Here is a 23,860-nt window from a genome sequence, read left to right on the forward strand (position 1 = left end):
AGTGATTGCGGTTTTTCTGTGTTCCCATAAGCGGACTAATCCGGCTGGCCTTCGGTAACCTGAATGGTGAAAATGAATACGGCGCCCTGTTCGATGCCTTGTTTGGCATAGATGGTGCCGCCCATGAGTTCAACCAGCATTTTGCAGATGGACAACCCAAGGCCGGTTCCGCCGAACTTGCGGTTGATGGTCGCGCCGATCTGTGTGAAGGGCTGAAATAAATAACCCATTTTATCCGCCGGAATGCCGATGCCCGTATCTTCAACCACAAACTCCAGCTGCAGGACCCCATCCAGCGATTGTCTGAGACGGGTATGTACCTTTACACCGCCGCTTGCCGTGAACTTGATGGCATTGCCAATCAGATTGTTCAGGACCTGTCTAAGACGGTTCGGATCGCCAACCAGCAGTGCGGGAATCGCCGGGTCGATATCCATTTCCATACTTAAGTTGCGTTCTTTGGCGAGTGCCCTGAACAGATCCATCGTTTCTTTCAGGCAGGCATGCAGGTTGAACAGCTCGTAGTCCAGCTCCATTTTGCCAGATTCAATCTTTGTGAAGTCGAGAATGTGATTAATTACGGATAGAAGTGCGTGACCGCTGGTATGAATAATTTCTGCCATTTCCAGATCGTCTGTCTCCAGCTCTGATGTTCTGAGCACATCCGACATTGCAATAATTCCATTCAAGGGGGTGCGGATTTCATGGCTCATCATGGCCAGAAACCCGCTCTTGATCCTTAGGGCAACCTCAGCAGTCTCCTTCAATTCTGTAAGGACGACATTTGCCGCTTCCAGCTCCTGTGATTTGATCTGCAGTTCCTTATGGGTCTTATATAGGCGGACAAAGCCGTCTATTTTGCTTTTCAGGACAATGGGATGGAAGGGCTTGGTCAGAAAATCAATCGCTCCCGCCGTGTACGCCATCATATAATTCTCCAGTTCGGAGGTTAGTGCGGTTAGAAATATAATGGGGATATCCCGCGATTTCTGGCGCATTTTAATCCGCTTGGCCGTTTCGAAGCCATCCATGTCCGGCATCAGCACATCCATAATAATCAGGGCGAATTCCTGCTCCAGCAGGCATTTCAAGGCATCCATACCGGAGCTGGCACCAACTAGACGATAAGGAGTGTCTGCAAGCAGCGCCTGAACGGACAGAAATTCATCCGGGCGGTCATCAACAAGTAAAATATTCACAGGATAATCCATATTTCCTCCCACAGCCAGCTAAAATTTCTAAAATGTGAAGTTTGTCTGGTAATTATTGAATTAACCACACCTTCAGTACAGTAACCAGCTGGGTGGTATTAATCGGTTTGGAGATATAATCGGAAGCGCCGGCCTGCAGACATTTAACCCTGTCTTCTTCCAGAGCCCGGGCGGTCAGGGCAATAATCACAAGCTGGTCATACTCCGGCATGGCACGGATATGCTTCATCGTCTCGTACCCGTCCATCTCCGGCATCATAATATCCATAAATACAAGCTGGGTCTCGGGATGCTGCTCCAGATGCCGTAACGCCTCTTTGCCGTTCTGGGCAAAACTGATATCCATATTATAACCTTCCAGGACACTTGATAACGCAAAGATATTGCGCATATCATCATCCACGAGCAGGATGCTCTTCCCGGCAAAAGCCGCCTCCGGATTATGCAGCTTCTCGATCAGGCGCTGCTTGTCCGGCGGCAGATCAGCATGCTTGCGGTGCAGGTACAGCGCGGTTTCATCGTACAGCCGCTCCATGGAGCGCACGTTCTTGATGACAATGCTCTCGGCATAATGCTTCAGACGTTGTTCATCGCCCTTGCTGAGGTCCTTGCCCGTATAGATGATGACCGGCAGGGTTTGCAGTTTGCGGTTGGTTTTGACCTGCTCCAGCAAATCGAAGCCGCTGATATCCGACAGGCCCAGATCAAGGACCATGCAGTCAAAATGATGGCTTACCAGCTGCTCCAATGCTTCCCGTCCTGTCCCCACTGCGACAATGCGTACATCGGGATGCCCGATGAACTCTACAAGGCTGCTGCGCAGATCCTTGTTATCCTCAACAATTAGCAGGCTTTTAACCGGCCTTCTGATATAGGTTTCAATCTGCAGGAAGGCAGCTTCCAGCTCGGCCTGATCGCTGGGTTTCTTCCAGAAGGAGAGTGCGCCCATGGCCAGGCTCTGCTGATTCTCTTCTGCGGTTGAGATCACATGCACCGGAATATGACGCAGCTCCGGCCGGCTCTTCAGGCGGCTGATGATTGACCAGCCGTCAAGGACGGGAAGATGCAGGTCGAGCAGGATGGCATCCGGCTTGTAGGCATGTGCCAGAGCGAGGCCCTGATCGCCCTGAAAGGCGACGATCGCTTTAAAGCCTCTGCTGCGGGCCAGCTGCAGCAGAATGGCCGCGAACTCGGCATCTTCTTCAATGATCAGGAGGAGCGTGTCATCGCTGAGCAGATTTCCCCGGTCATCCTCCATTTCTGCGAATTGCAGCAGCTTCGGATTGGATATGGAGATATCGGGCACGAAGGATTCCCGGAAGGCGGTATTCTCCCGGCTGCTGGTGTCCGGATTGAGAAGCTCACTGCTGGCGGCAGCTGCGAACGTCGCAGCTGCCTGGGCAAGAGCGTTACCCTCCGGCTCAACAGCGGGAATAGCCAGGGAGAAGGTGCTGCCTTTGCCTTCTGTGGATTCAACTTCAATTCTTCCACCTAGCATGGTGGAAAGCTCGCGGCAGATGGTCAGGCCAAGACCGGTTCCCCCATATTTGCGGCTGGTTGTGCCGTCCGCCTGCTGGAAGGCCTCAAAGATGCTCTCCAGCTTGGATTCGGGAATCCCGATACCGGTATCGCTGACGGAGAAGACCGCCTCATTTCCGCTCATGCGGATAGATAGAGAGACGGAGCCCTGCTCCGGAGTGAATTTAACAGCATTCGATAACAGATTGTTGATGATTTGCTGCAGCCTGTGGCCGTCGGTCATAAGATGGTCAGGCAGCCTGCTGTCACAATGGACATCAAAGCGGATATTCTTTTTCTTGGCCTGCTGCTCAAAGTGGCGGAACAGGTGGTTGCTTAGATCATGCAAGGAGACCGGTTCAAGGACAGCGGTCATCTTACCTACCTCAAGCTTGGCCAAATCGAGAATCTCGTCGATCAGCTGCAGCAGATCTTTGCCTGCGGAGAAAATGGTATGCACATATTCAAGCTGCTTAGGGCCAAGATTGCCTTCTTTGTTCTCGGCAAGAATCTGCGACAGAATCAGCAGGCTGTTCAGCGGAGTGCGCAGCTCATGCGATACATTGGCTAGAAATTCTGATTTGTACTGGGCGGCCATGAAGATTTCTTCCGCCTGGGTTTTGATCTCTTCTTTTTGCTGCTCGGTAAGTTCGATTTGCTGCTGCAGGTGAATATTTGCTGCCGAGATCTCTTCAGTCTGCGCTTGAAGTTCTTCGGTTTGCGCCAGCAGCTCGTCGGCTTGTGCCTGTATTTCTTCCTTTTGCCGTTCGGAAATCTCCATCTGCTTATGCAAATCCTGGTTGGAGGCAAAAAGTTCTTCCGTCTGCAGCTTTAATTCATCGGCCTGGGCCTCAATTTCGGCTTTTTGCTCTTCCGTCAATTCCATCTGCCGCTGCAGCTGCTCATTCGAGGTCAGCAGGCTGTCTGCCTGCATCTGCAGTTCTTCTCCCTGCGCCTGCAATTGCTCGGTCTGTGAATGCAACTCACCGGTCTGTGCCAGCAGCTCTTCGGTTTGCGCTTCGAGCTCCTGCGTCTGGGCCTGCAGTTCCTCCGTCTGGGCCTCCAGCTCTTCCTTCTGCAGCTGGGTTTCACCCAGCAGCTCCTCGATTCTGGCCACGTCTGCCAAAGTATTGATCAGCACGCCCATGTTCCGGCCGGTCCGTTTAATCAATTCGTAGTCTTTGTCAGCCAATGTGTTCAGGGTAGCCAGCTCGACCACGGCGACAACATCCTGCTCATAAATAACAGGAACCAGGATCAGCGTAGTCGGGGCAGCTTCACCCAGTCCGGAATGCACGCGGATGTAATGCTCCGGCAGATCATGCAGCACGACCATCTTCTGATCCAGTGCGCATTGTCCAACCAGTCCGCTGCCAAGCGCAAAGGGTTCGCGGCGGCTGGCGGCTTCATCGAAGGCATAACCGGCGGTGAAGTGCAGCTTGTCCCCTTGCTTCAAATAGACCGCTCCGTAGGCTCCGCTGACAGCGGCACTCAGCTTGCCGATAAAAACCCGGGCTGCGGTCTCTAAATGTACCGATCCCTGAAGCATCAGGGCCATTTCTGTAACTTGGGTATTGATCCAGGCCTGTTCTTCGGCTTGAAGGCGCAGGCTGCGTTCTTCTGTGGTCTTGTGCTCCAGATTAACGGCTAAAGCGTGAAAGGAATGCGCTAACTCCCCGAAATCATCTCCAGTTTCGGGACTGATTGCGGAGGAATCGAGGGTGCCTTGCGCAATATCTACGGATATCTTCATAATCCTATCCAGACCCCGGCGGATGTTCCGCTGGATACTCATCATGAGTCCACTTCCAAGAATAATGCCGGCTGCACCAAATGCTAAAGACAGGAGTAGAGGAACCCCTTCAAGATAAATTATAGATACAGCAATCATGCTGCTGAGAAAAAGGATAAAGGCAGATGATGCTAACCAAACCCGTTGTTTTATTGTCATGCTCGCCCGTCCTTTGTCTAGTTAGTATCACGAATCACCTTTAATTATACTTTTAATAGAGAGGAGGCGATAGGGGAAGGCGAGAGAAAACGCCGGCTAATCCGCAAAAAGAACAGGATTTACTGGCGTTATTCTCAGATTTCTCTATGAATTGCGGACAAAAGTTAACGGGACCGTCTTCTTCTCTGGCGGTGCTTGGCTGAACCCCTGTTCAGGGCATGGCCTCCAGCGCCCCCGCCGACCGCCTGCTGCTGGCGTGTATAGGGGCTGTCGATGGCAGAGTTGGTTCCGCCCGTACTGTATGTTCCGCCGCCGCTGCCTACCTGTGTGGCCGATGAACTCATGCTGCCTTTAGGGAGCTTGACCGTCTGGTTGTTGATGACAACGACGATCTCCTTGCCGCGGGGACAGATCAAAGGGAGAGGATGTTTGCCTCCGTTTCGTCCTTTGCTCCCCAGGTTAGCGGCATCTCCCCCAGCGCCGACGCTCTGCTGCTGGCGTGTATAAGGGGAAGCAATGGCCGCATTGCTTCCGGCTGCGCTGCTTCTTCCCGCACCGCTGGCAATTTGGGTGGTATTGGCTGCGTTGGTGTACTGATTATTGATGACAAATACGAGCCGGTCTACTCCCGCCAGCGGCGTCCGTGTAACAATCCGCCGTTTTCCTTTTTGAATGATAACGACAATCCGGTCCTTTTGTTTGGCCACCCGTATCGTTCCTCTCTGAGTAGTTTTCCTTATCATAAATGCATGGGGGCGGAAATCGTGAGCAATACGGGCGGAGTGTGCTTAGAAACAAACGCTTGCCTAATAGGACGATTGAAAACATGTGTATTTCATGAAAACATGTCATAAATGGATGAAATAATGCTTAAAATTTTGCTTGTAAGGTTCAGACAGAGCGTGTAAGATATACAAGGTATTTACTATGACATTTCATAAACAACTCATATAATCTTGGGAATATGGCCCATAAGTTTCTACCGGATAACCACTGTAATTATCCGACTATGAGTGAAATAGCGCGTCTAGGGTTCCGTTTCTTGTGCCGCGGCAGAAGAAGGGCTGGTCCAAGCGATGCGGACACTGCTTATGTGTTACACCACTTAGGGACAAAAACCCAGAGGGACAGATTCACTTGAGAAACACTCAAGGGGATCTGTCTTTTTTATGTCACGATTCAAAGAATTCATCAAATCATATCAAAGGAGCGATCACCCGCAGTAATGAAAATATTAGAGGAACGCATCAGAGAAGAGGGCTTGATTCTGTCGGATACGGTGCTGAAAGTGGACTCGTTTCTGAACCATCAGGTGGATACGGAGCTTGCGCTGCAGATCGGGCAGGAATTCAAGACGATCTTCGGGCATCTGCCAGTTACGAAGGTGTTGACGGTTGAGGCCAGCGGAATTCAGTTTGCGATGGCGGCAGGCATTGCCTTGAAGGTGCCATTCATCTATGCCAAGAAGAAGAAAGCCATCACACAGTCGGAGGACGTCTATTCGGCCCCGGTGCATTCCTTTACCCGTCAAGAGCACTACCGGATCAGCATCTCGCAGAAATATCTGGGCCCGGGCGACAAAGTGCTGATCATCGATGATTTCCTGGCTACGGGCGCTGCTTTGGTGGGACTGGCTGATATCGTGGAGGAATCCGGTGCAGAGCTGCTTGGCGTAGGCTGCGTGATCGAGAAGAGCTTTCAGGAAGGACGCAGTTTGCTGGAGAAAAGAGGAATCCCCGTGCATGCCTTGGCACGAATCGCTTCCATGGCGCCGGGAGAAATTCATTTTATAGACAATACTGCTGATATTAAAGAAATGATCAAGGAGAGTGCAGGATGTTAAGCAAACAAAAAGTCTTCGCATTAGGACTCCAGCATGTGCTGGCCATGTATGCCGGCGCGGTCATTGTGCCGCTTGTTGTCGGAGGGGCGCTGAACCTGAATGGAACACAGATGGCCTACCTCATCGCTGCGGATTTGTTCACTTGCGGACTGGCTACGCTGCTGCAGGTCATGGGCAGCAAATATTTCGGCAGCGGCCTGCCGGTGGTGCTGGGCTGCACCTTCACTGCGGTTAGCCCCATTATTGCTATCGCCTTGGATTCCAATCTGGCAACAGCCTATGGTGCGATTATTATATCGGGATTATTCGTTGTGTTTGCCGCCCCGATCTACGGGAAGCTGCTGAAGTTCTTTCCGACCGTGGTAACCGGCTCTGTAGTGACCATTATCGGGCTGTCGCTCATTCCGGTTGCTATGAATAATGTGGCCGGCGGGCAGGGACAACCTGATTTCGGAGAACCCCGTAATTTGCTGCTGGCCTTAATTACGCTGCTGGTGATTCTTGCTGTGAACCGGCTGACAACCGGGTTCTTGCGTTCCGTTTCTGTACTGGTAGGTCTGGTTGTCGGGACAGCTATCGGCTATTTTATGGGCATTGTACATTTTTCAACTGTCGGTTCTGCCTCTTGGATCAGCGTGGCCCAGCCGTTCTACTTTGGCTGGCCCGAGTTTAACGTTACGGCCATTTTCACGATGATTATCGTAAATATCGTATCCATGGTAGAATCAACCGGCGTATACTTTGCCGTAGGCAAGGCTACAGACCAGAAGGTTGAGCAGAAGCAGATTGTCAACGGCCTCCGCTCGGAAGGTCTCGCGATAATGCTTGGAGGGCTGTTTAATGCCTTCCCGTATACTGCATTCTCCCAGAACGTCGGACTGCTGTCATTGACCCGTGTCAAGACGCGGAATGTGATTTTTGCCGCCGGCGGTATCATGGTTGTGTTGGGGTTGCTGCCTAAATTGGCCGCTTTAACCACAATCGTGCCGAATGCGGTACTCGGCGGGGCAATGATCGTAATGTTCGGTTCGGTCGCGGCTTCCGGGATGTCGATCCTCTCCGAGGTCGATCTGCGCAAGGATGGCAACCTGTTGATTGCCGCCTGCAGCATCGCTGTCGGCCTGGGCTCGGCGGTATTGCCCTCCATGTTCGACCAACTGCCGGAGTTTGCCAGAATGCTGCTGCAGAATGGTATTGTTTCCGGGTCGCTTACTGCGATCATTCTGAATCTGTTCTTATCCAAAACACAGGATAATACAGCTCCTGCCGCCGTGCAGGATGCACAGTAATTCCAATATGCACCTCTAATAAGAATTACAGCCGGTTCCGAAATAAATGGAATCGGCTTTTTTTAGAGAGGGGGAGGAGGTATGCTAAAATGTTGGCAGCGTATTCCCGGGAGTCTGCTGCTGGTATCCCTATTTGCCGCTGCTTTCGCGGCTGCTCAAAATATACGGAACCGGTCAGACTTCCATTAACATATTTTCGATTGCCAATATTATTCCAATACCCTAGAATTTACTTGGACCCAAACAGATAAAATAGATAGGGATGGACTGCGGGCTCATGAAACGAAATTGTGCTTACAGCGTATCAGAAGCATAAACAGCTATCAGGAAAGAAGGGTAATAAGTGGATAATGGAATGAAAGTCATCCTGTTTGAAAAAATGCCGGAAGGCGACCTGCGTGTCATCGAGGAACGTACCTGGAGCATGAATATGATTACTGCCCTGGAGCATGTCAATTATATTGTAGTGGGCAGCCGGGAGTATGAGGCAGTGGAAGGACGGCTGAACGTGGACGAGGGAAAGCTGGAGCTTTTGCTGGTTCCGATGCGTGCTGAAGGATAAATTGTCAGGAAAGGAGGGGCCCATGTTGGGAAAAGATGAAAATGCTAAAGAACCCGCCGTGTCTAAACTATTCAATGCTGAAGGCAAGCCGCTGCGTGTATTGTCCACCTCGCTAGGGATTGCGCTGCTGGCCAATGCACTGTTCGTACCGGGCGGGGCGGGTGCCAGCGGCAGCTCAGGCGAAGAGCCGAAGCTTGTCTCCTGGTCCACCGAAGAGGTCAAGGCTTATTTTGATAAAAATGTAGACTGGAATATTCCGTACCCGGAAGGGAATGTGGAAGAGACCGTGCAGGAGGGCAGCGGGGTGGTAACCTCCGGCGGGACAACCGTCATTAACAATTATGGCGGTTACAGCTCGGGTTTCGGCTGGGATGATATGCTGCTGTATCACATGCTGTTCAACAGCGGCTCATTCTACTCCTCCAGAGGCTGGTACAATGACCGGCCGACCTATTACGGAGGTACCCGGACTACCTACAAGCCGCCAACCTACAACAGCGGCAGCTTCCAGAACAAGAAGGTAGCCGGATCAGTGGCAAAGCCGAAAACCTCTACTTCCTCCACCGGCTCCATTACGAGAAGAGGGACATCCTCGAAGAAAGGCGGCATTGGGGGCACATCCAGCGGTTTAGGTTCCAGCGGTTCAAGCTCCAGCAGCAAATCAAGCTCCTCGAAATCAAGCGCCGGCAGAAGCTCCAGCAGCAAGAGCGGTTTCGGCGGATGAGTTCTGCAGAGAGTGTCTTTCAATTTGTAGATCAATCCGGTCTGGAACGGGCGCCAAGAGTGGAGAAGCTGCATGAGCTTGGCTTCACCTGGGCAGACCTGGAGGATGAAGAATACTGGCTTGATGCCGTTGCGGTGATGCGCGGCGAGACTTACCGGGAACTTGAAGAAGCCTCGGTCAAGCTGTGGGCTATACTGGACAAAACAGTCCGCTATGTCCACCGTAGACATGACCTATATGATTTGCTCGGCATTCCCCCCGTCCTGTGGCAGATGCTTGATGAATGCCCGCTGCCGGAGCCGGGCCGCATCAGCCTTTATGCCCGGTTCGATTTCGCCGTGGCGGACAACGGGACGATTAAGCTGCTGGAGTTGAATGCCGATACGCCTACCGGTTATGTGGAGGCCTCCATCGCTACGCCCTGGATCTGCGAGCAGGCGGGAATCGCCAGCCCCAATGGAGCGATGAAGGGACTTCTTGCGTCAGCTTGGGGCACAGAACGGCCGGACACGGCGGCTTGTGTCGCCTACGGTTCCCATCAGGAAGACTCCGGCACGATTGAGGCGCTTGTGAAGCACAGCGGTCTGGATATCAAGTGCGTGGATTGTCTCGATCTATGGATTGATGAAGGGACTGTACGGGATGGAGAGGACCGGGTTATTCAGCGGATGTTCGCGCTCTATCCCAAGGAATGGATGGCGGTAGACGAAGGCGGCGATGCGCTCGCTTATGCCGTGGAGAGTGGACAGCTGGAGTTGTTCAATGGACCGCACAGCATCCTGCTGCAGTCCAAGGGATTGATTGCAGCGGCATGGGGGATGTATGAGCTGGGGCTGCTGTTTAGTGAGGAAGAGCGCGAGGCGGTTTCCCGCTATATTTTGCCGACCTACAATAAGCCGGTGTTCTCCGGGAGCTTTGTCTCGAAGTCTGTATTCGGCCGTGAAGGCGGTTCTGTACGTCTCTTCGATGACAACGGCACACTTGAGCTGCAGGACGAGGAAGGCTTTGACAGCAGTACAATATTCCCTACCGTCTATCAAAAAAGAGCCGAAATGGCCCGGATTCAGACAGCCGAGGGGGAGTTTCATCTGCTCACCGGCATGTTCGTCATTAACGGGAAACCTTGTGGCCTGCTCGGGCGGGCAGGCGGACCGATTACAGGCAATGCCAGTCATTTTATCGCGCTAGGAGTGAGGGAACTTGGAGATGAGTAAAAGTAGAATGGTGCGGACCGGGCGCTTCGGGGTAATTCGGCTGGGCGCGGTCCTTGGAATACTACTGTTGTCGGTGCTGCTGAGCGCATGCTCAAGCAATGAGGACAGTGTGTTTCATACAGGTACTCCTGCAGCGGAAACAACGGACAGTGTATCCCGTGTGCCGTGGGATTACCGGGTAGTGGAGAGCACAGTGGGTGATTTGATCGGCAGCGACATGACAGTTTTGCCGGATAATGAGCTGCTCCCGAACGATGGCAACTATGCCACTGGAGACAAGATCTGGACGCTGCAGTTCATGGATGCCGAGTTGATTACAGATGCTGACCAGAAGAATGAGATCCGCCTGTCCGCCTGGTCCACGCTTAAATCGTATGGAGACCAGAAGACGGCTGCAGAGGATCTGAAGAATCTTAAAGTATCTATTACCACCGATGTGGATCTTGTCGGGGTCTATAAGACCAAGTTCAAGGAGAAGACAAGAAACTTCGCCGTGCTTGAGCTGCCTTCCGGCAACCGGATCAAGCAGCCGATTGACGACAAGCGTTATACAGCGCTGGAGAAAGAGAAGACAGCTTCCGTGGTACTGGAGGAAGTGCATGATTTTGCCGACTATGATTCGGCTTATGCGAAATTTCGGGGGTGGGCCAATTGACGATTGTTATTAATTTGATAGTCAGCGTTCTGACTATTATTCTGCTTCAGGTGCTTGGCATGGTTGTATTCGGCTTGATGACTCCGTTCAAGGATATGGAGGAATTGAAGAAAGGCAATGTGGCTGTAGCTTTGGCGCTGGGAGGCAAATTTCTGGCCACAGCGATCGTACTGGGCGTAGCGGCATATACGAATACTTCTATCTGGCACATGATGTTATGGTTTGCGGTAGGTTACGTCTGCCTGATCGCCGCTTATTGGATCTTTGAACTGCTTACTCCCAATTTCAGGATTTCCGAACAGCTAGAGCAGGGGAATGTGGCCGTAGGCACCATGCTCTGCCTGGTATTCATCGGAACTGCCTTTGCCGTCAGCAGTCTGATTATTTAATTCAGCGGGCTCCCTGTAGGAGCCGGCAGACTAAGGCTGCGCGTGCCGGGTCACGGTGCGGCAGCCCTATTTAACAGCGGAAGCGGGGCGGAATGGTGCATTTTTTACTCAGAGTATCCGGAAAGCTGATGCGTCTAAAGAAGAAGTCAATTGGGCTGATAATCCTTTTTTTTATTGTTCTGAGCGCAACCATCGCGTTTATTCTGGAGCCGGGTACATTTCATAACTGGTTCAACGCCTTCTATTGGGTCATGACTACGATGGCCACTGTTGGATACGGTGACTTTTTTGCGACTTCGGTAATGGGAAAGCTGTTCACCATATTTTTGTACGTGTTCGGCATCGGCCTGCTCAGCTTGGTCATCGGAAAGATTGTTGAGGCCATGGGAGAGGTGCAGAGAAGGAGAGGAGCGGGAACCTTGAGCTTTCACGCCGCAGATCATATTGTATTGATTAATTGGAGCCGCAAAACGCAGGCAGCCGTCGAAGAGATTCTATGCTACACACCGAAATGCAAGATCGTCATTATTGACGAATCAGGGCGTCATCCGCTGGAGCATATGGAACAGGTTCATTTTATCAGCGGTGATGCCTCCAGTGATGAAATTCTGCAGAAGGCCAATATTCATGGAGCCAAGGCAGCTATTGTGTTCGGTGACAACCGGATCGACGAAGCTTCGCTGATTGACGGCAAGTCGCTGCTGATCGCTTCGAGCATTGAGCGGCTCGCCCCGCAGGTACATACTACTGTAGAGATTATGCAGGAGAAGAACATTCGGAATTTCCGGCATGTTCAGGTGAATGAGTTCGTGCTGTCGCATGATGCCATCTCCAGATTGGCTGTGCGTTCCGCACTGCAGGAGGGGAATTCGGAAGTCATCACTCAGCTGCTCAGCCGCCAGCATGGCGACGACATTTATGAGATTCCGCGGAATGCCGCTTGGCAAACCTATGGAGATGCCTTTCAGGATCTGCTTTCGCGGGGAGCAACCCTGCTGTCTGACCACGGCGACCTGAGCATCAACCGCAAGCTTAATCAGCCCATTCCGCATGATGCCAGATTATATATTGTGTCGGATGAGGAGACGTACCGGAGAATTAAAGGATAGAGCCATTATATGCATAAAAATGAAGCTGCCCGGGCCGGTAAATGACCTGTAGGGCGGCTTTTGTCTATTCGGCGCATAAAATGTAAATATTTAGATATTTTTTATTGGTTTGACACATAATGATCAACATTAATCTACATTTAGTGACTTATATTACCGTTATAATAGTATCGAAACCTTAATGCTATCTCTAAAGGAAGTGATAGATTGGGAAATAAAAGCGTTCAAGCCGCGGCTATTATGCTGTCTCTATGTGTATTGGCCTCCTGCAAAAGCAATGGGGAGCAGCCGATATCTTCCCCGGAGATCAGCACGGGTTCTCTGCCTTCATCCCCTACTCCGTTAAGGACCCAACCAGCCGTCCATATAGATAAAGAAGAACAGGAGTTGTACACATTTATTGCTAAACAGCTTACGGGTCCTTATGGCGTCTATACAAATTTGCAGGACACCGGCCAGACGGCAGAAGTTGCCACTGGCCACGAAGTGCTGAGCGAGTCGGCTTCACTCATGATGAGGATCGCCGTACTGAACGGTAATAAGGAGCTGTTCTCCTCAGAATGGGCAAAGGCGAAGCAAACGTTCAGTATAGAGGGCGGTTTCAGCTATCGCTATAGTCCGAAACTCCAAAAACAATACCCCCTTAATGCCGCCGTTGATGATTTACGCTTAATCGGTGCGCTATATGCAGCAGGAGACACCTTTGACAACAAGGAATACACGAATGAAGCAGCCGAATATTCTAAGACTTTTTACCGGAATAATGTAAAAGATGGATATATGTACGATTTCTATGACAATGATCTCCGGGTAACCAATGACTTTGTTACTTTATGTTATATTAATCTGGATGTCTTGCAAAATTTGTCGATAGATGACGAAATTCGCGGAATTTTATTACACAACATGAACACAATTCTCGAGGACGGGTATTTGTCAGATGAGTTCCCGTTCTATGAAACGAGATTTAATTATAAGACAGGAAACTATAGCTCGGAAAAAATCAATACGGTGGAATCGCTGCTGAGTATTCTGAATTTGGCTGAGGTGGACCGGCAGAAACCACAGAGTATCCGCTATATCAAGGAGCAGGTAGAGGCGGGAACGCTGTACGGGCAATACACCAGGGACGGCCAGCCGGCCAATGATATCCGCTCCACGGCAATTTATGCCCTTACGGCAATAATTGGCGCGGAGATCGGCGACGACTCTCTTTATAGCAGAAGTATAGAAAGAATGAACGAATTTAGAGTTACGGATACAGGGAGTGTCCTATACGGCGGGTTCGGAAATCCTGAGACGGGACAAGCCTATTCTTTTGACAATCTTATGGCCTTACTCGCTTATTCCTACTAATTTAATCTAATAGTAACGAAGGTGAACCCGCATGGATGACAACACAATGAAAATACCTTTGCGCAGAGGTTTAATCCCTGTTGATTTAACGGTAACCCCTGCTTTGACAGCGGCCATTGGCGTACTGATCATTACAGTTATCGCCTTGTTTACGGCTCCCTATGTGGGGATGGCCGATAACGGCGACTTTTTCCGCATCATTTACAGCAACGGCCTCTATTTCAACTTGCCGGATTATGACAGCCAGTATTTTGGCTATTTTGTTAAACAGTTCGGAATCTATCAATATTATAATGAGAACAGCTCTATGCTGGTCTCCTCCCAATCCCTCTTTATTAAGCTGGCGATCGGCGTCAATAAGCTGTTCTTCAGCAAAGAGGTCTTTGATATCCGCTTTCAGGCGGCCATTTATCTGGTTCTTTATGTCGCAGCTGTTTATCTGTTAATAGATGCTGTTACTTGCCGCATGTCCCGCAGACGGGGGATGGTTACCGCGGTCATTGCGATTGTTATCTTCGGAGATACCGGCTATACGGCGTATTTCAATTCCTTCTTTGGCGAGAGCATTGTGATGATTACTATGCTGTTCATGTTCGCCTCATGGCTGCTTCTCTACCGCGGAAGATACAATGATTATGCCATGCTGGCGGTGTTTCTGATCAGTACGCTGATCCTGACGACCTCCAAGCAGCAGAATGCTCCGGTGGGCATGGTGATTTCCCTGTTCGCGCTTTCGCTTATCTGGATTCGCAGGGAACGTCTCTTCCGCTGGCTTACTATTGCTGCTGCGGTGCTGATGATGATCACGGGTGTGGCAACCTATTTGAACATCTCCAAGGAGTTCGTGAATATTAACCAATATCATGCGATGACCCGCGGGGTGATGATGCAATCCGACAATCCGGAAACGGCGCTGAAATCCTTCGGTATCAACGAGCAATACGCGATTCTGAGGGAAAATACGTATTACGACCAATACGGCACAGTTGATGTGAAATCGGACATTCTGGAGAAGGACTTCTACAGCCAGTACGGCTTTGTCTCGGTCCTGAAATATTATCTGGCCAATCCTGCCCAGATGGGCTCTATACTGGATACTGCCGCGAAAAGTGCCTATACCATCAAGCCTGCGGCGATGGGCAACTACGAGAAATCAGCAGGTAAGGAATTCCGCGCGCAAAGTCATTTCTTCACTCTTTACAGTATGCTTAAAGAAAAGCTGGCCCCGCGAACCTTCGCCTTTATCCTCTTATGGATGGCGGTTATTATAGGGATTTTTACGCCGTCCTTTGTGACGGCAGCGAAAGCCGGGAATTTCAGAGGCCTGCAGAGATTGCTGCTGATAATAGCGACGATGCTGGTGGGGCTGTCCGGTATCTTTGTATCTATTATCGGAGCGGGCGATGCCGACATTGCCAAGCATGAATTCCTGTTCACGTTGTCGTTTGACTTAGTGACCTTCTTTACCGTATCAAGTGTCATTGGACGGGGGCTCTTCTTGAAAAAGAAAATCTCAACCGCGACTCCCGCGAGCCCTGCCCTCCCTGCAGGCGAATATCCCGTAGCCGAAAAGGGCGTGAGTGCTTGAACCGCAAGAGAATCATAGGCTTGCTGCTGGTTATATTAGCACTGCTGCTTCCGGCTCCGGTTCCCGTACATTCCGCTCCCGCACCGCAGCAGACCCTGCTGCTGTTCGACAGCTTGGCGAAAGGAACGCCCCGGGAAGGCAATATCACGGAGCTTCAGCGGCTGCTGGCCGCCTACAGCACCAAAGTTACACTAATGAGCCTAGATGAATACGAGCAAGGCACCTTGGCATCGTACTCCAGCGTGATAACAGTCATAAACAGTGAAGATCTTGCCATTACGAATAAGGCGTACCTAGAGGACGCGGACAATTATCGGGGGGAAGTTCTGCATGTTGGCTACAACATCCCAGTCAAGATGAAGCAGTCGCTGCAGCTATCCACGGCTGTATTTCGCGGACAATACGCCAGCCTTTCTATTGGAGAGTTCTCCGGAGTCAGCCTGAATGTGCCAGACATGCCCTATATTGCGGCGAGCAAGGCAACGCACGCCTACGGAAGGTTTTCATTTCAGGGCGGCAGTCTGCAGGCGCCGTATGCCGTGAGCCGGGGACAATACACTTATGTACCCTATTTGGAGAAAGGGAATTTCAGCACTGTCGCAATGGCTTATGTACTGAAGGATTGGCTTCCGTCTTCTGCGGCACCTCAAACCTATCTGGTGCTGAAGGAGATTTACCCGTTCTCGGATTTTGAGCTGCTGGAGAAGACAGCAGACCGGCTCTATCAGAACGGAATTCCGTTCATTGCCAGTGTCCGGCCGGTGTTCGGCAACACCGGCTTCCCGGCGATGAAGCGTTATTTGGAGGCGCTGAGAATTGTGCAATCCCGCAACGGGAGCATTGTGGTGAACGCCCCTGCGGTAAGGCCGCCTATCAGCTTGAGTGACCGCTCGCTAAAGGGCAAGATGAACGGGTTCATCAATGTGCTGGTGGCGGGCGGTATAGCACCGCTGGGCATTGGAGCGGAAGGATACTGGATCTACGACAAAGAGTATGCGGGGGCAGGAATGGGCTTTTTCGACTCAGCTGTGCTGTATCCGGATGAAGAAGCCCGGTATATGGAGCAGACCGACACTTCGGCGGTTTTTGCCTCCAGCCTGTACAGTGTAACGCCGGAGTTCCTCCAGGGTTTGCGGCATACCGGAAAGGCTATGCCCCAGTTACCGCTGGATACTGCGGTTGTTGTCGATCTTCCGGAGGACGAAGAAGGACTGGAATCCATGCTGCGCTGGGTGGAACAGAGCTGGATCTCTTTTGCCGATTATAAGCAGGGAGCCCATAAGGTAGTTACCGATACGAACACTATTGCCTCTGCTGACGGGGTCATCAGAATGGGCGGCAAGGCACTTAATGTCGGGTATGCCCCGGAAGTGGTGGACAGCGATTACCAGTATCAGAAGGAGCAGGTCAAAAGCTTCACCCGGCTGTTCAGTGCGCAAAATCAGTTTTTTATTGTGGTCATCATCATCTCTCTGCTAGTGTTCGGCAGCCTGTTGATTATCGGTTACAGGATGTACCGGAGAAAATATTTGAAATAAAGAAAATTTATCAATAGTAGGAGAAGAATATGACGATATCGGATGTGCTGATGGTGATCGCGGTGATCTGTATCTGGTCGCTGCTGCTTGTGAATGTGGCTTTAATCATCGCGGGATATTTATATTACATCACAACGGAAAACGAAGATGTCCCCGAGATTAAGGGCGAGTATCCCTTTGTCAGCATCATGGTTCCCGCACACAATGAGGGAGTGGTCATCAGTAAGACCGTAGAGTCGCTCCTGGCCCTCGATTACCCGCATGACCGTTATGAGATTATTGTCATTAATGATAACTCCTCGGATAATAGTGCATTGCTGCTGGGTGGCATTCAGAAAAGACATCCGCAGCGCAATCTGATGATCATTAACACGGATGCGGTCACGGGCGGCAAAGGCAAATCCAATGCGCTAAATATAGGCTTTGCCCGCAGCAAGGGCGAATTGATCGCCATTTATGATGCTGACAATACACCGGAAAGAACGGCGCTGCGCTATCTGGTAGCGGAGATTATTAACGACTCCACACTTGGCGCGGTAATCGGAAAATTCAGAACCCGCAACCGTGATGCGAGCCTGCTCACCCGGTTTATTAATATTGAGACGTTGTCCTTTCAGTGGATGGCCCAGGCGGGACGGTGGAAGCTGTTCAAGCTTTGCACCATTCCCGGCACCAACTTTATTATGCGCAGGTCTATTGTGGAGAGCATCGGCGGCTGGGATGTCAAAGCAATCGCTGAGGATACCGAGATCAGCTTCCGGATTTACATGATGGGCTACCGGATCAAGTTTCAGCCGAAATCGGTGACCTGGGAGCAGGAGCCGCAGACGGTGAAGGTCTGGTTCAAGCAGCGGACACGCTGGGCGAAAGGCAATATCTATGTAATCGTCAAGAACATTCCGCTGCTCTTCAATAAGTCGGCTGCCAAAATACGCTTTGATATCCTGTATTACTTGTCGATCTACTTCCTGCTCCTGATCTCGCTTGTGACTTCGGATATCTTGTTAATTCTTCATGCGATGGGTTATGTCCATACTACGATTGCCGGACTCAGCAGCTTCTTGTGGCTGCTTGCCATCATCCTGTTTGTGGTCGGAATCTTCGTCACGCTGACGACGGAGAAGGGCGAGATGAGCCTGTCTAATCTATGGATCATTCTGCTGATGTATGTTTCATACTGCCAGCTCTGGATGGTTGTCGCCGCTTACGGTTTATACAACTATCTTAAGGACGTCATTTTCAAACGGGAAGCCAAATGGTACAAAACCGAACGCTATTAAAGCGGCCGGAGCAAGAGAAATAAGATGCACAGGAGATACGGAATATGATAAAAAAACAGATGTTGTTATGGGTGCTCTGCTTCTCCCTGCTCCTGATCCAGCTCCCTGCGGCTTCTGCCGCGCCGGCACTTCCCGGAGATGGCAGGCTGACTTATGAGACATCCTTTACCGCAACGGATACTGCCCTTTCGGGATCAAGCTCCATGCAGCAGAACTTCACAATAATGGATTATTGGAATGTTGATGAGCTTAAAATCAATCTGCATTTTCAAGTTTCGCAAATTACAGAGGAGCAGATTTCAAGTGTCACCCTGTCGCTTAACGGGAGTCCATTCTACTCGTTCAGGCCGTCACTGCAGAATAACGGGGAGCAGAGCTTAAGTGTTAGTGCACCTAAAGGGTTTCTGAGAGAAGGTAGCAATACGCTGAGCATTCAGGGGTATCTGCGGACCACGACAGCAGATGACCAAATATGTTATGTTGACAACAAGCAGGGCAGCTGGCTGCATCTGTTCAACACCTCCAGCATTGCAGTGATGTACACCCCGAAGGCACTAACCGGAGGCATTAGTGACTTCACGGAAAGGTTCTCCGGGATTGATACGTTAAACAGCAATAAGAGTCTTATTGCCATACCGGAGAATGCCAGCGGTTCTGAGCTGGAGTCTGCCACCTATGCTTTGTCGGGATTGGTAAAGGGGAACACGCTGGAAGACCGGACGATTCCGCTGCTGCCCTACCGGGAGGATACGATCAAGGACAAGAGCTTCGTGGTCGTGGTGGCGATGTATGACCATGTTCCCGCCGGACTGAAGAAGCTCTTAAGCTCCACTGAGGATCTTAGTACCCATGCCCTGGTTCAGCTGGTCCAGACGGATACCCGGCCAACGCTGGTAGTAACCTCGAAGGACGAAAGCCTGCTGATCAAAGCCGGACGGCTGCTCGCAAGCCAGGAGCTGCTCAGCCAGATCAGCAGTGAGGTGAAGGCAGTTGATGCTGCCACCGAAGTTGCCGATCCGGCCTATTCCATCAGTTCGAATGTAACCTTTGCCGAGACGGGCGACAAGCTGACCGGACCCAATCATCAGGAACGGACTTATTTTGTTTCCTTGCCCTCTAACCGTTCCATTGCCGATTCCGGTAAAATCAGTCTGGATTTCCGCTATGCCCAGAATCTTGATTTTGAGCGGTCCCTGGTTACAGTGAGCATTAATAATACGCCAATTGGCAGCAAGAAGCTGACGAAGGAGCTGGCTAACGGCGATACCCTGAATGTATCGGTGCCGCAAAGCCTGAATATTTCCGGAAACTTCTCTGTTACGGTCGCTTTTGATCTGGAAATGGCAAGTGCCGTCTGCACGCCGAATACGGAGCAAATGCCTTGGGCCTATATCGGCAAAGAGTCAGCGATGCATTTGAATACAAAAGACCGCACGGAACTGCTGTTCAATAACTATCCGTATCCATTCCTGCGCGATGAAATTTATAACCATGTTGCTGTTGTACTGCCTGCTGAGATGGATGATTACTCCTATCAAAGTCTGGGCAATGTCTTCAATCTGCTTGGGCGGTATGCTGGCGGCAATACAGGAGATATCCACTACTATACGGATGATGTAGGTGCGGATAATCTGAAGAATAACAATATCATTGCCATAGGGTCCTACAAGAATAATAAGGTAATCCGGGACAATAACGACAAGCTCTATTTCCGCTACAATACGGACGGTTCAACGCTCCTCTCGAATGAGAAGATGAGTATTGAAGAGAAGTATGGTGCGGAAATCGGAACCTTGCAGCTTGTCAATTCCCCGTATGAGAATGGACGCGGGCTGCTGGCAGTAACAGGGGTCAACCCGGAGGATTATTACTTGGCCTCCAAGCTGATTTCTACCGAGAAGGATAAGTGGAAGGTGTATGGCGACGGGGTCATCCTTGATAAGGACGGCAACGTCGGCGCTTACCGGTTCAAGACGATTACCGGTGCGGCCAAGGATTCGGTGTTAAAGCAAATTACAGCCCGCAGCGATGTGCTGGGCTTTGTGGTTGCAGTCGTACTTGTGGTCACATTGGTGCTTGTGGCGCTGCTTCTGCTGCTTCGCAAACATTTCAGGAAACGTGGTGATCAGCGTGAGACGTAACCGCAGCGGTCTGGTATCCGATCTGGGCTTTCTGGCCTTTCTGGTGCTGGTATTCATATGTATTGTATTTATCTCCGGTTCGCCGGATCACTATATCCAGAATATCATCATTCTGAATCTTGCGTTTCTGCTGGCGCTGGTCACCTATTTCACCACGGTAACCGCCGGGCTCACGCTGAATCTCGCCTTCATCTTCGGCTATGGGTTCTTTATCGTCTACCAGACGGTATCACAGGGGGAAACGATCGGTCTGGACACCTATTTCTGGCTGATCATGACACCGCTGCTTACCGTAGTGTTATGGGTCTTCACTACAAGCAGCCGCGAGCTGCAGGCAGAGAACGAGCGGCTGATGAAGAAAAGCGCCAATTTGGCCACGGTAGACGAGAATACCGATTTGCGGAACAGCGTATCTTTCCAGAAGGATGCCAGCCTCTTTACAGGCATAGCAACCCGATACAAGATCCCGCTTACGCTGCTTGTGATTAAGGTGAAATATTGGAGTGAGATCCGCCGGCTGATTCCGGATGACCAACTGTCCGAGGCTATCTATGATGTATCCCAGCTCAGCCAGTCCAGCATTCGTACCAATGATGCGCTGTATTTACTGGATAAGGACGATGCTACCTGGGGGCTGCTGCTGTTTACCGACCGGGAAGGCGCTAAGATTGTCATTGAACGGATCAAATTTAAGCTTCAGGAATTAAACGATACGGAGTTCTCTACCAAATACAAGGTAAATCTGGGACTGAAGATTGGTGCTGTGGAATATGAGGCCGAAACCATCGAGAATCCGTTTGATTTCATTGTTCAGGCCAAGAAGCAGCTCGAATATGATGTTTAATATGAAAATTCAGGACAAGCTAATAATATAGGAAGTTATCTATATAGACATTTACCGGAAGAGAATAGGAATAAAAACGGGACAAAGGTTGACTCCGGGATTGGGATCGCGTATGATGGAGTGGCGTAATTTGATCGTAGAAATTATGCATTTCCCTTCGTCTAAGTATCTTTGCTTAAATAGACCTAGAGATGGCTTCATGTTACCATAGAGCATTATTTACCCGGGAAGGAGGTTATTGCAATGAGAGAAGGCATACACCCGAAATACAACCAGGTTATCTTTCTGGATGCCAGCGTAGGCTTTAAATTCCTGAGCGCTTCTACTAAGTCATCCGGTGAAACAATGGAATGGGAAGATGGCAACACGTATCCGGTGATTCGTGTGGACGCAAGTTCCGCATCGCACCCGTTCTATACAGGTAAACAAAGAGATGCAGAAACTGGCGGCCGCGTGGACAAGTTCAAACAGCGTCTGGCACAGAAGAAATAACATTTTTCAGACAAACAGGGAGATTACGGAAGTCATGCAGATGGCGGACCGGGATCTCTTTTTTTTTGTCATTTATTGTTTGGCCGCCGCTGGGAGCGGGTAATAATAAGCAGGTGGGAAGTGGAAGGTATCAATTAACGGATGGAACGGCATGTGAATGTGTATTCCGAAAGGTAGTTGATTAACCCATGTACTATCTGAAAGGGAAGACCAAATCGAGATTGCGTCGATTGTTTTCTGGAACAGCACCCTAGCAATTGGAAACTGGCATAATTAAAAATTCGCTTCTCACCTTTTGAAGACTCTACGGGCTGCCCGTAGGGTCTTCCTGTATATTGGCCTGCCCTCTGCATAACCGGCACATTTGCCTATTGGACATTCAGTTTCCACAATCCCGAAAAGAAAGTAATTTTTTCAAGGAGTGATTCATTTGTGCGAAATAGTAGGATATAATAAGGCAAAGCTATCTCAAAATTAGGAGAAATATGACATGCCATGGATGCAGGGTTATCCGTATTATTTACTAATGGGCAGTGTTCTAAGTCTCTACATGGGCGTCAGTTCATATAAGCACCGCAACACACCTGGAAGACGCTATTTATGGATTTTAATGTTGCTTGTCAGCGCAATCTTCGCGGCTACGGCCGGAGAAATCCTCTCCCTTTCCTTTCAGGCCAAGCTGTTTTGGAAAAATGTTCAGCAGGCTCCGCTATTTTTGAGCACGATATTTACTTACGCGGCGATTAAAGAGTATGTGTCCCGTTCTTCGGAAGGGCTAAACCGGCGGCTTGCCTTCTTTTGCGTTCCGGTTGTGCTGGATGTTGTGCTGATTTTCACGGACTCCGCTCATCATCTGATGCGCAGTGAAGTTGGCATAACCACTGTAGCGGGGATAAGCGGAATAATGGTTGAACCGACGGTTCTGAGTATGATCCTCATAGCCTACGACCAGCTCTTTGGTATATATGCCGTCTATCTGCTGGCCCTATCTCTGCTGAATGCACCCAAGTATTTTTTTAAAAGAAATCTGCTCTTGCTGGCCGGACTTATAATTCCGGTAATTTCTGTTTTCTTCCTCCCGCTCCTCAAAATTTCGGTTACAGGCTTTACAGCATTTACATATCTGCCTCCGGTTCTGGCGGCGTACCTGTCCTTGTTCCGCGATCCTCGGCTTTCCCTATATCCGCTGGCCAAGAACAAGATCTTCGAGAATATGAAGGACGGCATCGTGCTGACGGACCGTTATGACAGCATTATCGACGTCAATAAAGTCGCAGAGACCATGTTATCGGCTTTGATTGGAGAGCAGACAAGCAGCTGGGAAGGCCGGAGCATCCATCATTTGCTGGAGCATTATGGTGACATCGCCAGTTACTACAGACAACGGGTTGAAGGGCAGTTCGAAGTCGAGGCCCCCGGCACCACGGATGTCTGTTACGGGGTGTCGCTAATTGCTTCAGGGCGCAGAGAGACGGGGCCTTCCGGCATGCTTATTGTGGTCAGCGATCTCAGTGAGAAGAAACGGTACGAGCGGGAGCTGCTCTATCAGGCAACGGTTGATGATCTGACCGGGCTGTACAACCGCAGGCATTTCATGCGCCTGGTGCAGAAGTACACGATTCGTGAGGGGGCAGGGATGGCCCTGCTGCTGTTCGACATAGATGATTTCAAATTAATCAATGATACATACGGGCATATAGCGGGTGATCAGGCTCTGGTCGATCTCTCCGGTAAAATACTTGCGGTGTACGAGGATAACGGCATTGCCGGCAGAGTGGGCGGTGAGGAGTTTGCCGTATGCTTTTTTACCGGCAGTGAGAGGGCAGCGCTGGCGGAAGCTGAGAACTTCCGTTCCATAATGAGCGAGCATATTGTTCAACTGGACGGCGGACACAGTATCCAGCTCACCGTAAGCATCGGGATTGCGTTTACAGAGCAAAGTGATATCGCCTTTGAGGACTTATACCGTGAGGCTGACGAGGCGTTGTATCTATCGAAGGCTGCCGGCAAGAATAGAGTGACGCTGGGCCGCAAGCCTGTAATCAGAGAGGCAATTAAGGGATAAGGTCTCTTAAGGAATATCTCAAAAGACCACGCTTTCTGCAAAGGCAGTCAGCGTGGTCTTCTGTATAAATTATCTTTGTGTCACTTTGCCC

The 23,860-nt window shown here is 50.5% G+C and carries 19 protein-coding genes and 1 riboswitch; of the genes, 16 read left to right on the plus strand and 3 right to left on the minus strand.

The features are described 5' to 3' along the window. Positions 1-35 precede the first annotated feature (35 nt). From AC3WT9_RS22690 to AC3WT9_RS22700, 3 genes are all read right to left on the minus strand, one after another. The gene (locus tag AC3WT9_RS22690) at positions 36-1,211 is read right to left on the minus strand and encodes an ATP-binding response regulator (RefSeq protein WP_341380104.1); all 1,176 of its coding nucleotides are present in this window, start codon (positions 1,209-1,211) and stop codon (positions 36-38) included. Positions 1,212-1,263: 52 nt separating this feature from the next. Further along, the gene (locus AC3WT9_RS22695) at positions 1,264-4,680 is read right to left on the minus strand and encodes a response regulator (protein WP_341097110.1); all 3,417 of its coding nucleotides are present in this window, start codon (positions 4,678-4,680) and stop codon (positions 1,264-1,266) included. Between the two features lie 164 nt (positions 4,681-4,844). Continuing rightward, entirely contained in the window at positions 4,845-5,387 is a 543-nt protein-coding gene (locus AC3WT9_RS22700) for a hypothetical protein (RefSeq protein WP_231578353.1), read from the minus strand. 219 nt (positions 5,388-5,606) lie between these two features. Next, positions 5,607-5,710, plus strand: a riboswitch (purine riboswitch). Positions 5,711-5,905: 195 nt separating this feature from the next. On the opposite strand from AC3WT9_RS22700, the gene AC3WT9_RS22705 reads away from it, so the two are divergent. From AC3WT9_RS22705 to AC3WT9_RS22780, 16 genes are all read left to right on the plus strand, one after another. Beyond that, on the plus strand, positions 5,906-6,523 hold the full coding sequence (locus AC3WT9_RS22705) for a xanthine phosphoribosyltransferase (RefSeq protein WP_341097108.1): 618 nt from the start codon (positions 5,906-5,908) through the stop codon (positions 6,521-6,523). Next, a complete protein-coding gene (locus tag AC3WT9_RS22710; protein WP_341097107.1) occupies positions 6,517-7,812 on the plus strand; it encodes a nucleobase:cation symporter-2 family protein in 1,296 nt (431 codons plus the stop codon). The genes AC3WT9_RS22705 and AC3WT9_RS22710 overlap by 7 nt, the downstream gene beginning before the upstream one ends. Before the next feature lie 355 nt (positions 7,813-8,167). Further along, positions 8,168-8,374: a hypothetical protein gene (locus tag AC3WT9_RS22715; RefSeq protein ID WP_038601107.1), complete on the plus strand. Its 207-nt coding sequence runs from the start codon at positions 8,168-8,170 to the stop codon at positions 8,372-8,374. Between the two features lie 25 nt (positions 8,375-8,399). After that, positions 8,400-9,098, plus strand: a complete 699-nt coding sequence (locus AC3WT9_RS22720; protein WP_445935401.1) for a hypothetical protein — start codon at positions 8,400-8,402, stop codon at positions 9,096-9,098. Then, positions 9,095-10,312: a glutathionylspermidine synthase family protein gene (locus tag AC3WT9_RS22725; protein ID WP_341097105.1), complete on the plus strand. Its 1,218-nt coding sequence runs from the start codon at positions 9,095-9,097 to the stop codon at positions 10,310-10,312. The genes AC3WT9_RS22720 and AC3WT9_RS22725 overlap by 4 nt, the downstream gene beginning before the upstream one ends. Continuing rightward, positions 10,305-10,967, plus strand: coding sequence for a signal peptide protein (locus tag AC3WT9_RS22730; RefSeq protein ID WP_341380101.1), 663 nt, complete (start codon positions 10,305-10,307; stop codon positions 10,965-10,967). The genes AC3WT9_RS22725 and AC3WT9_RS22730 overlap by 8 nt, the downstream gene beginning before the upstream one ends. After that, positions 10,964-11,356 (plus strand): DUF350 domain-containing protein, encoded by a 393-nt coding sequence (locus AC3WT9_RS22735; RefSeq protein ID WP_341097099.1) that lies wholly within the window; start codon positions 10,964-10,966, stop codon positions 11,354-11,356. Before AC3WT9_RS22730 ends, AC3WT9_RS22735 begins: the two co-directional genes overlap by 4 nt. 92 nt (positions 11,357-11,448) lie before the next feature. Beyond that, positions 11,449-12,465: a potassium channel family protein gene (locus AC3WT9_RS22740; protein WP_341380100.1), complete on the plus strand. Its 1,017-nt coding sequence runs from the start codon at positions 11,449-11,451 to the stop codon at positions 12,463-12,465. Between the two features lie 207 nt (positions 12,466-12,672). Then, positions 12,673-13,821 (plus strand): hypothetical protein, encoded by a 1,149-nt coding sequence (locus tag AC3WT9_RS22745; protein ID WP_341097095.1) that lies wholly within the window; start codon positions 12,673-12,675, stop codon positions 13,819-13,821. Between the two features lie 46 nt (positions 13,822-13,867). After that, positions 13,868-15,409, plus strand: a complete 1,542-nt coding sequence (wsfD, locus tag AC3WT9_RS22750; protein ID WP_341380099.1) for a glycan biosynthesis hexose transferase WsfD — start codon at positions 13,868-13,870, stop codon at positions 15,407-15,409. Next, complete coding sequence (locus tag AC3WT9_RS22755) at positions 15,406-16,947, plus strand: hypothetical protein (RefSeq protein ID WP_341380098.1); 1,542 nt, start codon at positions 15,406-15,408, stop codon at positions 16,945-16,947. Before wsfD ends, AC3WT9_RS22755 begins: the two co-directional genes overlap by 4 nt. Before the next feature lie 29 nt (positions 16,948-16,976). Further along, the gene (locus AC3WT9_RS22760) at positions 16,977-18,227 is read left to right on the plus strand and encodes a glycosyltransferase family 2 protein (protein WP_341097089.1); all 1,251 of its coding nucleotides are present in this window, start codon (positions 16,977-16,979) and stop codon (positions 18,225-18,227) included. 44 nt (positions 18,228-18,271) lie between these two features. After that, positions 18,272-20,368 (plus strand): cellulose biosynthesis cyclic di-GMP-binding regulatory protein BcsB, encoded by a 2,097-nt coding sequence (locus tag AC3WT9_RS22765; protein WP_341097087.1) that lies wholly within the window; start codon positions 18,272-18,274, stop codon positions 20,366-20,368. Further along, positions 20,358-21,212: a diguanylate cyclase domain-containing protein gene (locus AC3WT9_RS22770; protein ID WP_342480786.1), complete on the plus strand. Its 855-nt coding sequence runs from the start codon at positions 20,358-20,360 to the stop codon at positions 21,210-21,212. Before AC3WT9_RS22765 ends, AC3WT9_RS22770 begins: the two co-directional genes overlap by 11 nt. Positions 21,213-21,455: 243 nt before the next feature. Beyond that, positions 21,456-21,704: a type B 50S ribosomal protein L31 gene (locus AC3WT9_RS22775; protein WP_038597814.1), complete on the plus strand. Its 249-nt coding sequence runs from the start codon at positions 21,456-21,458 to the stop codon at positions 21,702-21,704. 490 nt (positions 21,705-22,194) lie between these two features. Beyond that, positions 22,195-23,769, plus strand: a complete 1,575-nt coding sequence (locus AC3WT9_RS22780) for a sensor domain-containing diguanylate cyclase (protein WP_341380095.1) — start codon at positions 22,195-22,197, stop codon at positions 23,767-23,769. Positions 23,770-23,860: the final 91 nt, after the last annotated feature.

This window comes from Paenibacillus sp. EB106-06-01-XG199, from assembly GCF_058791575.1.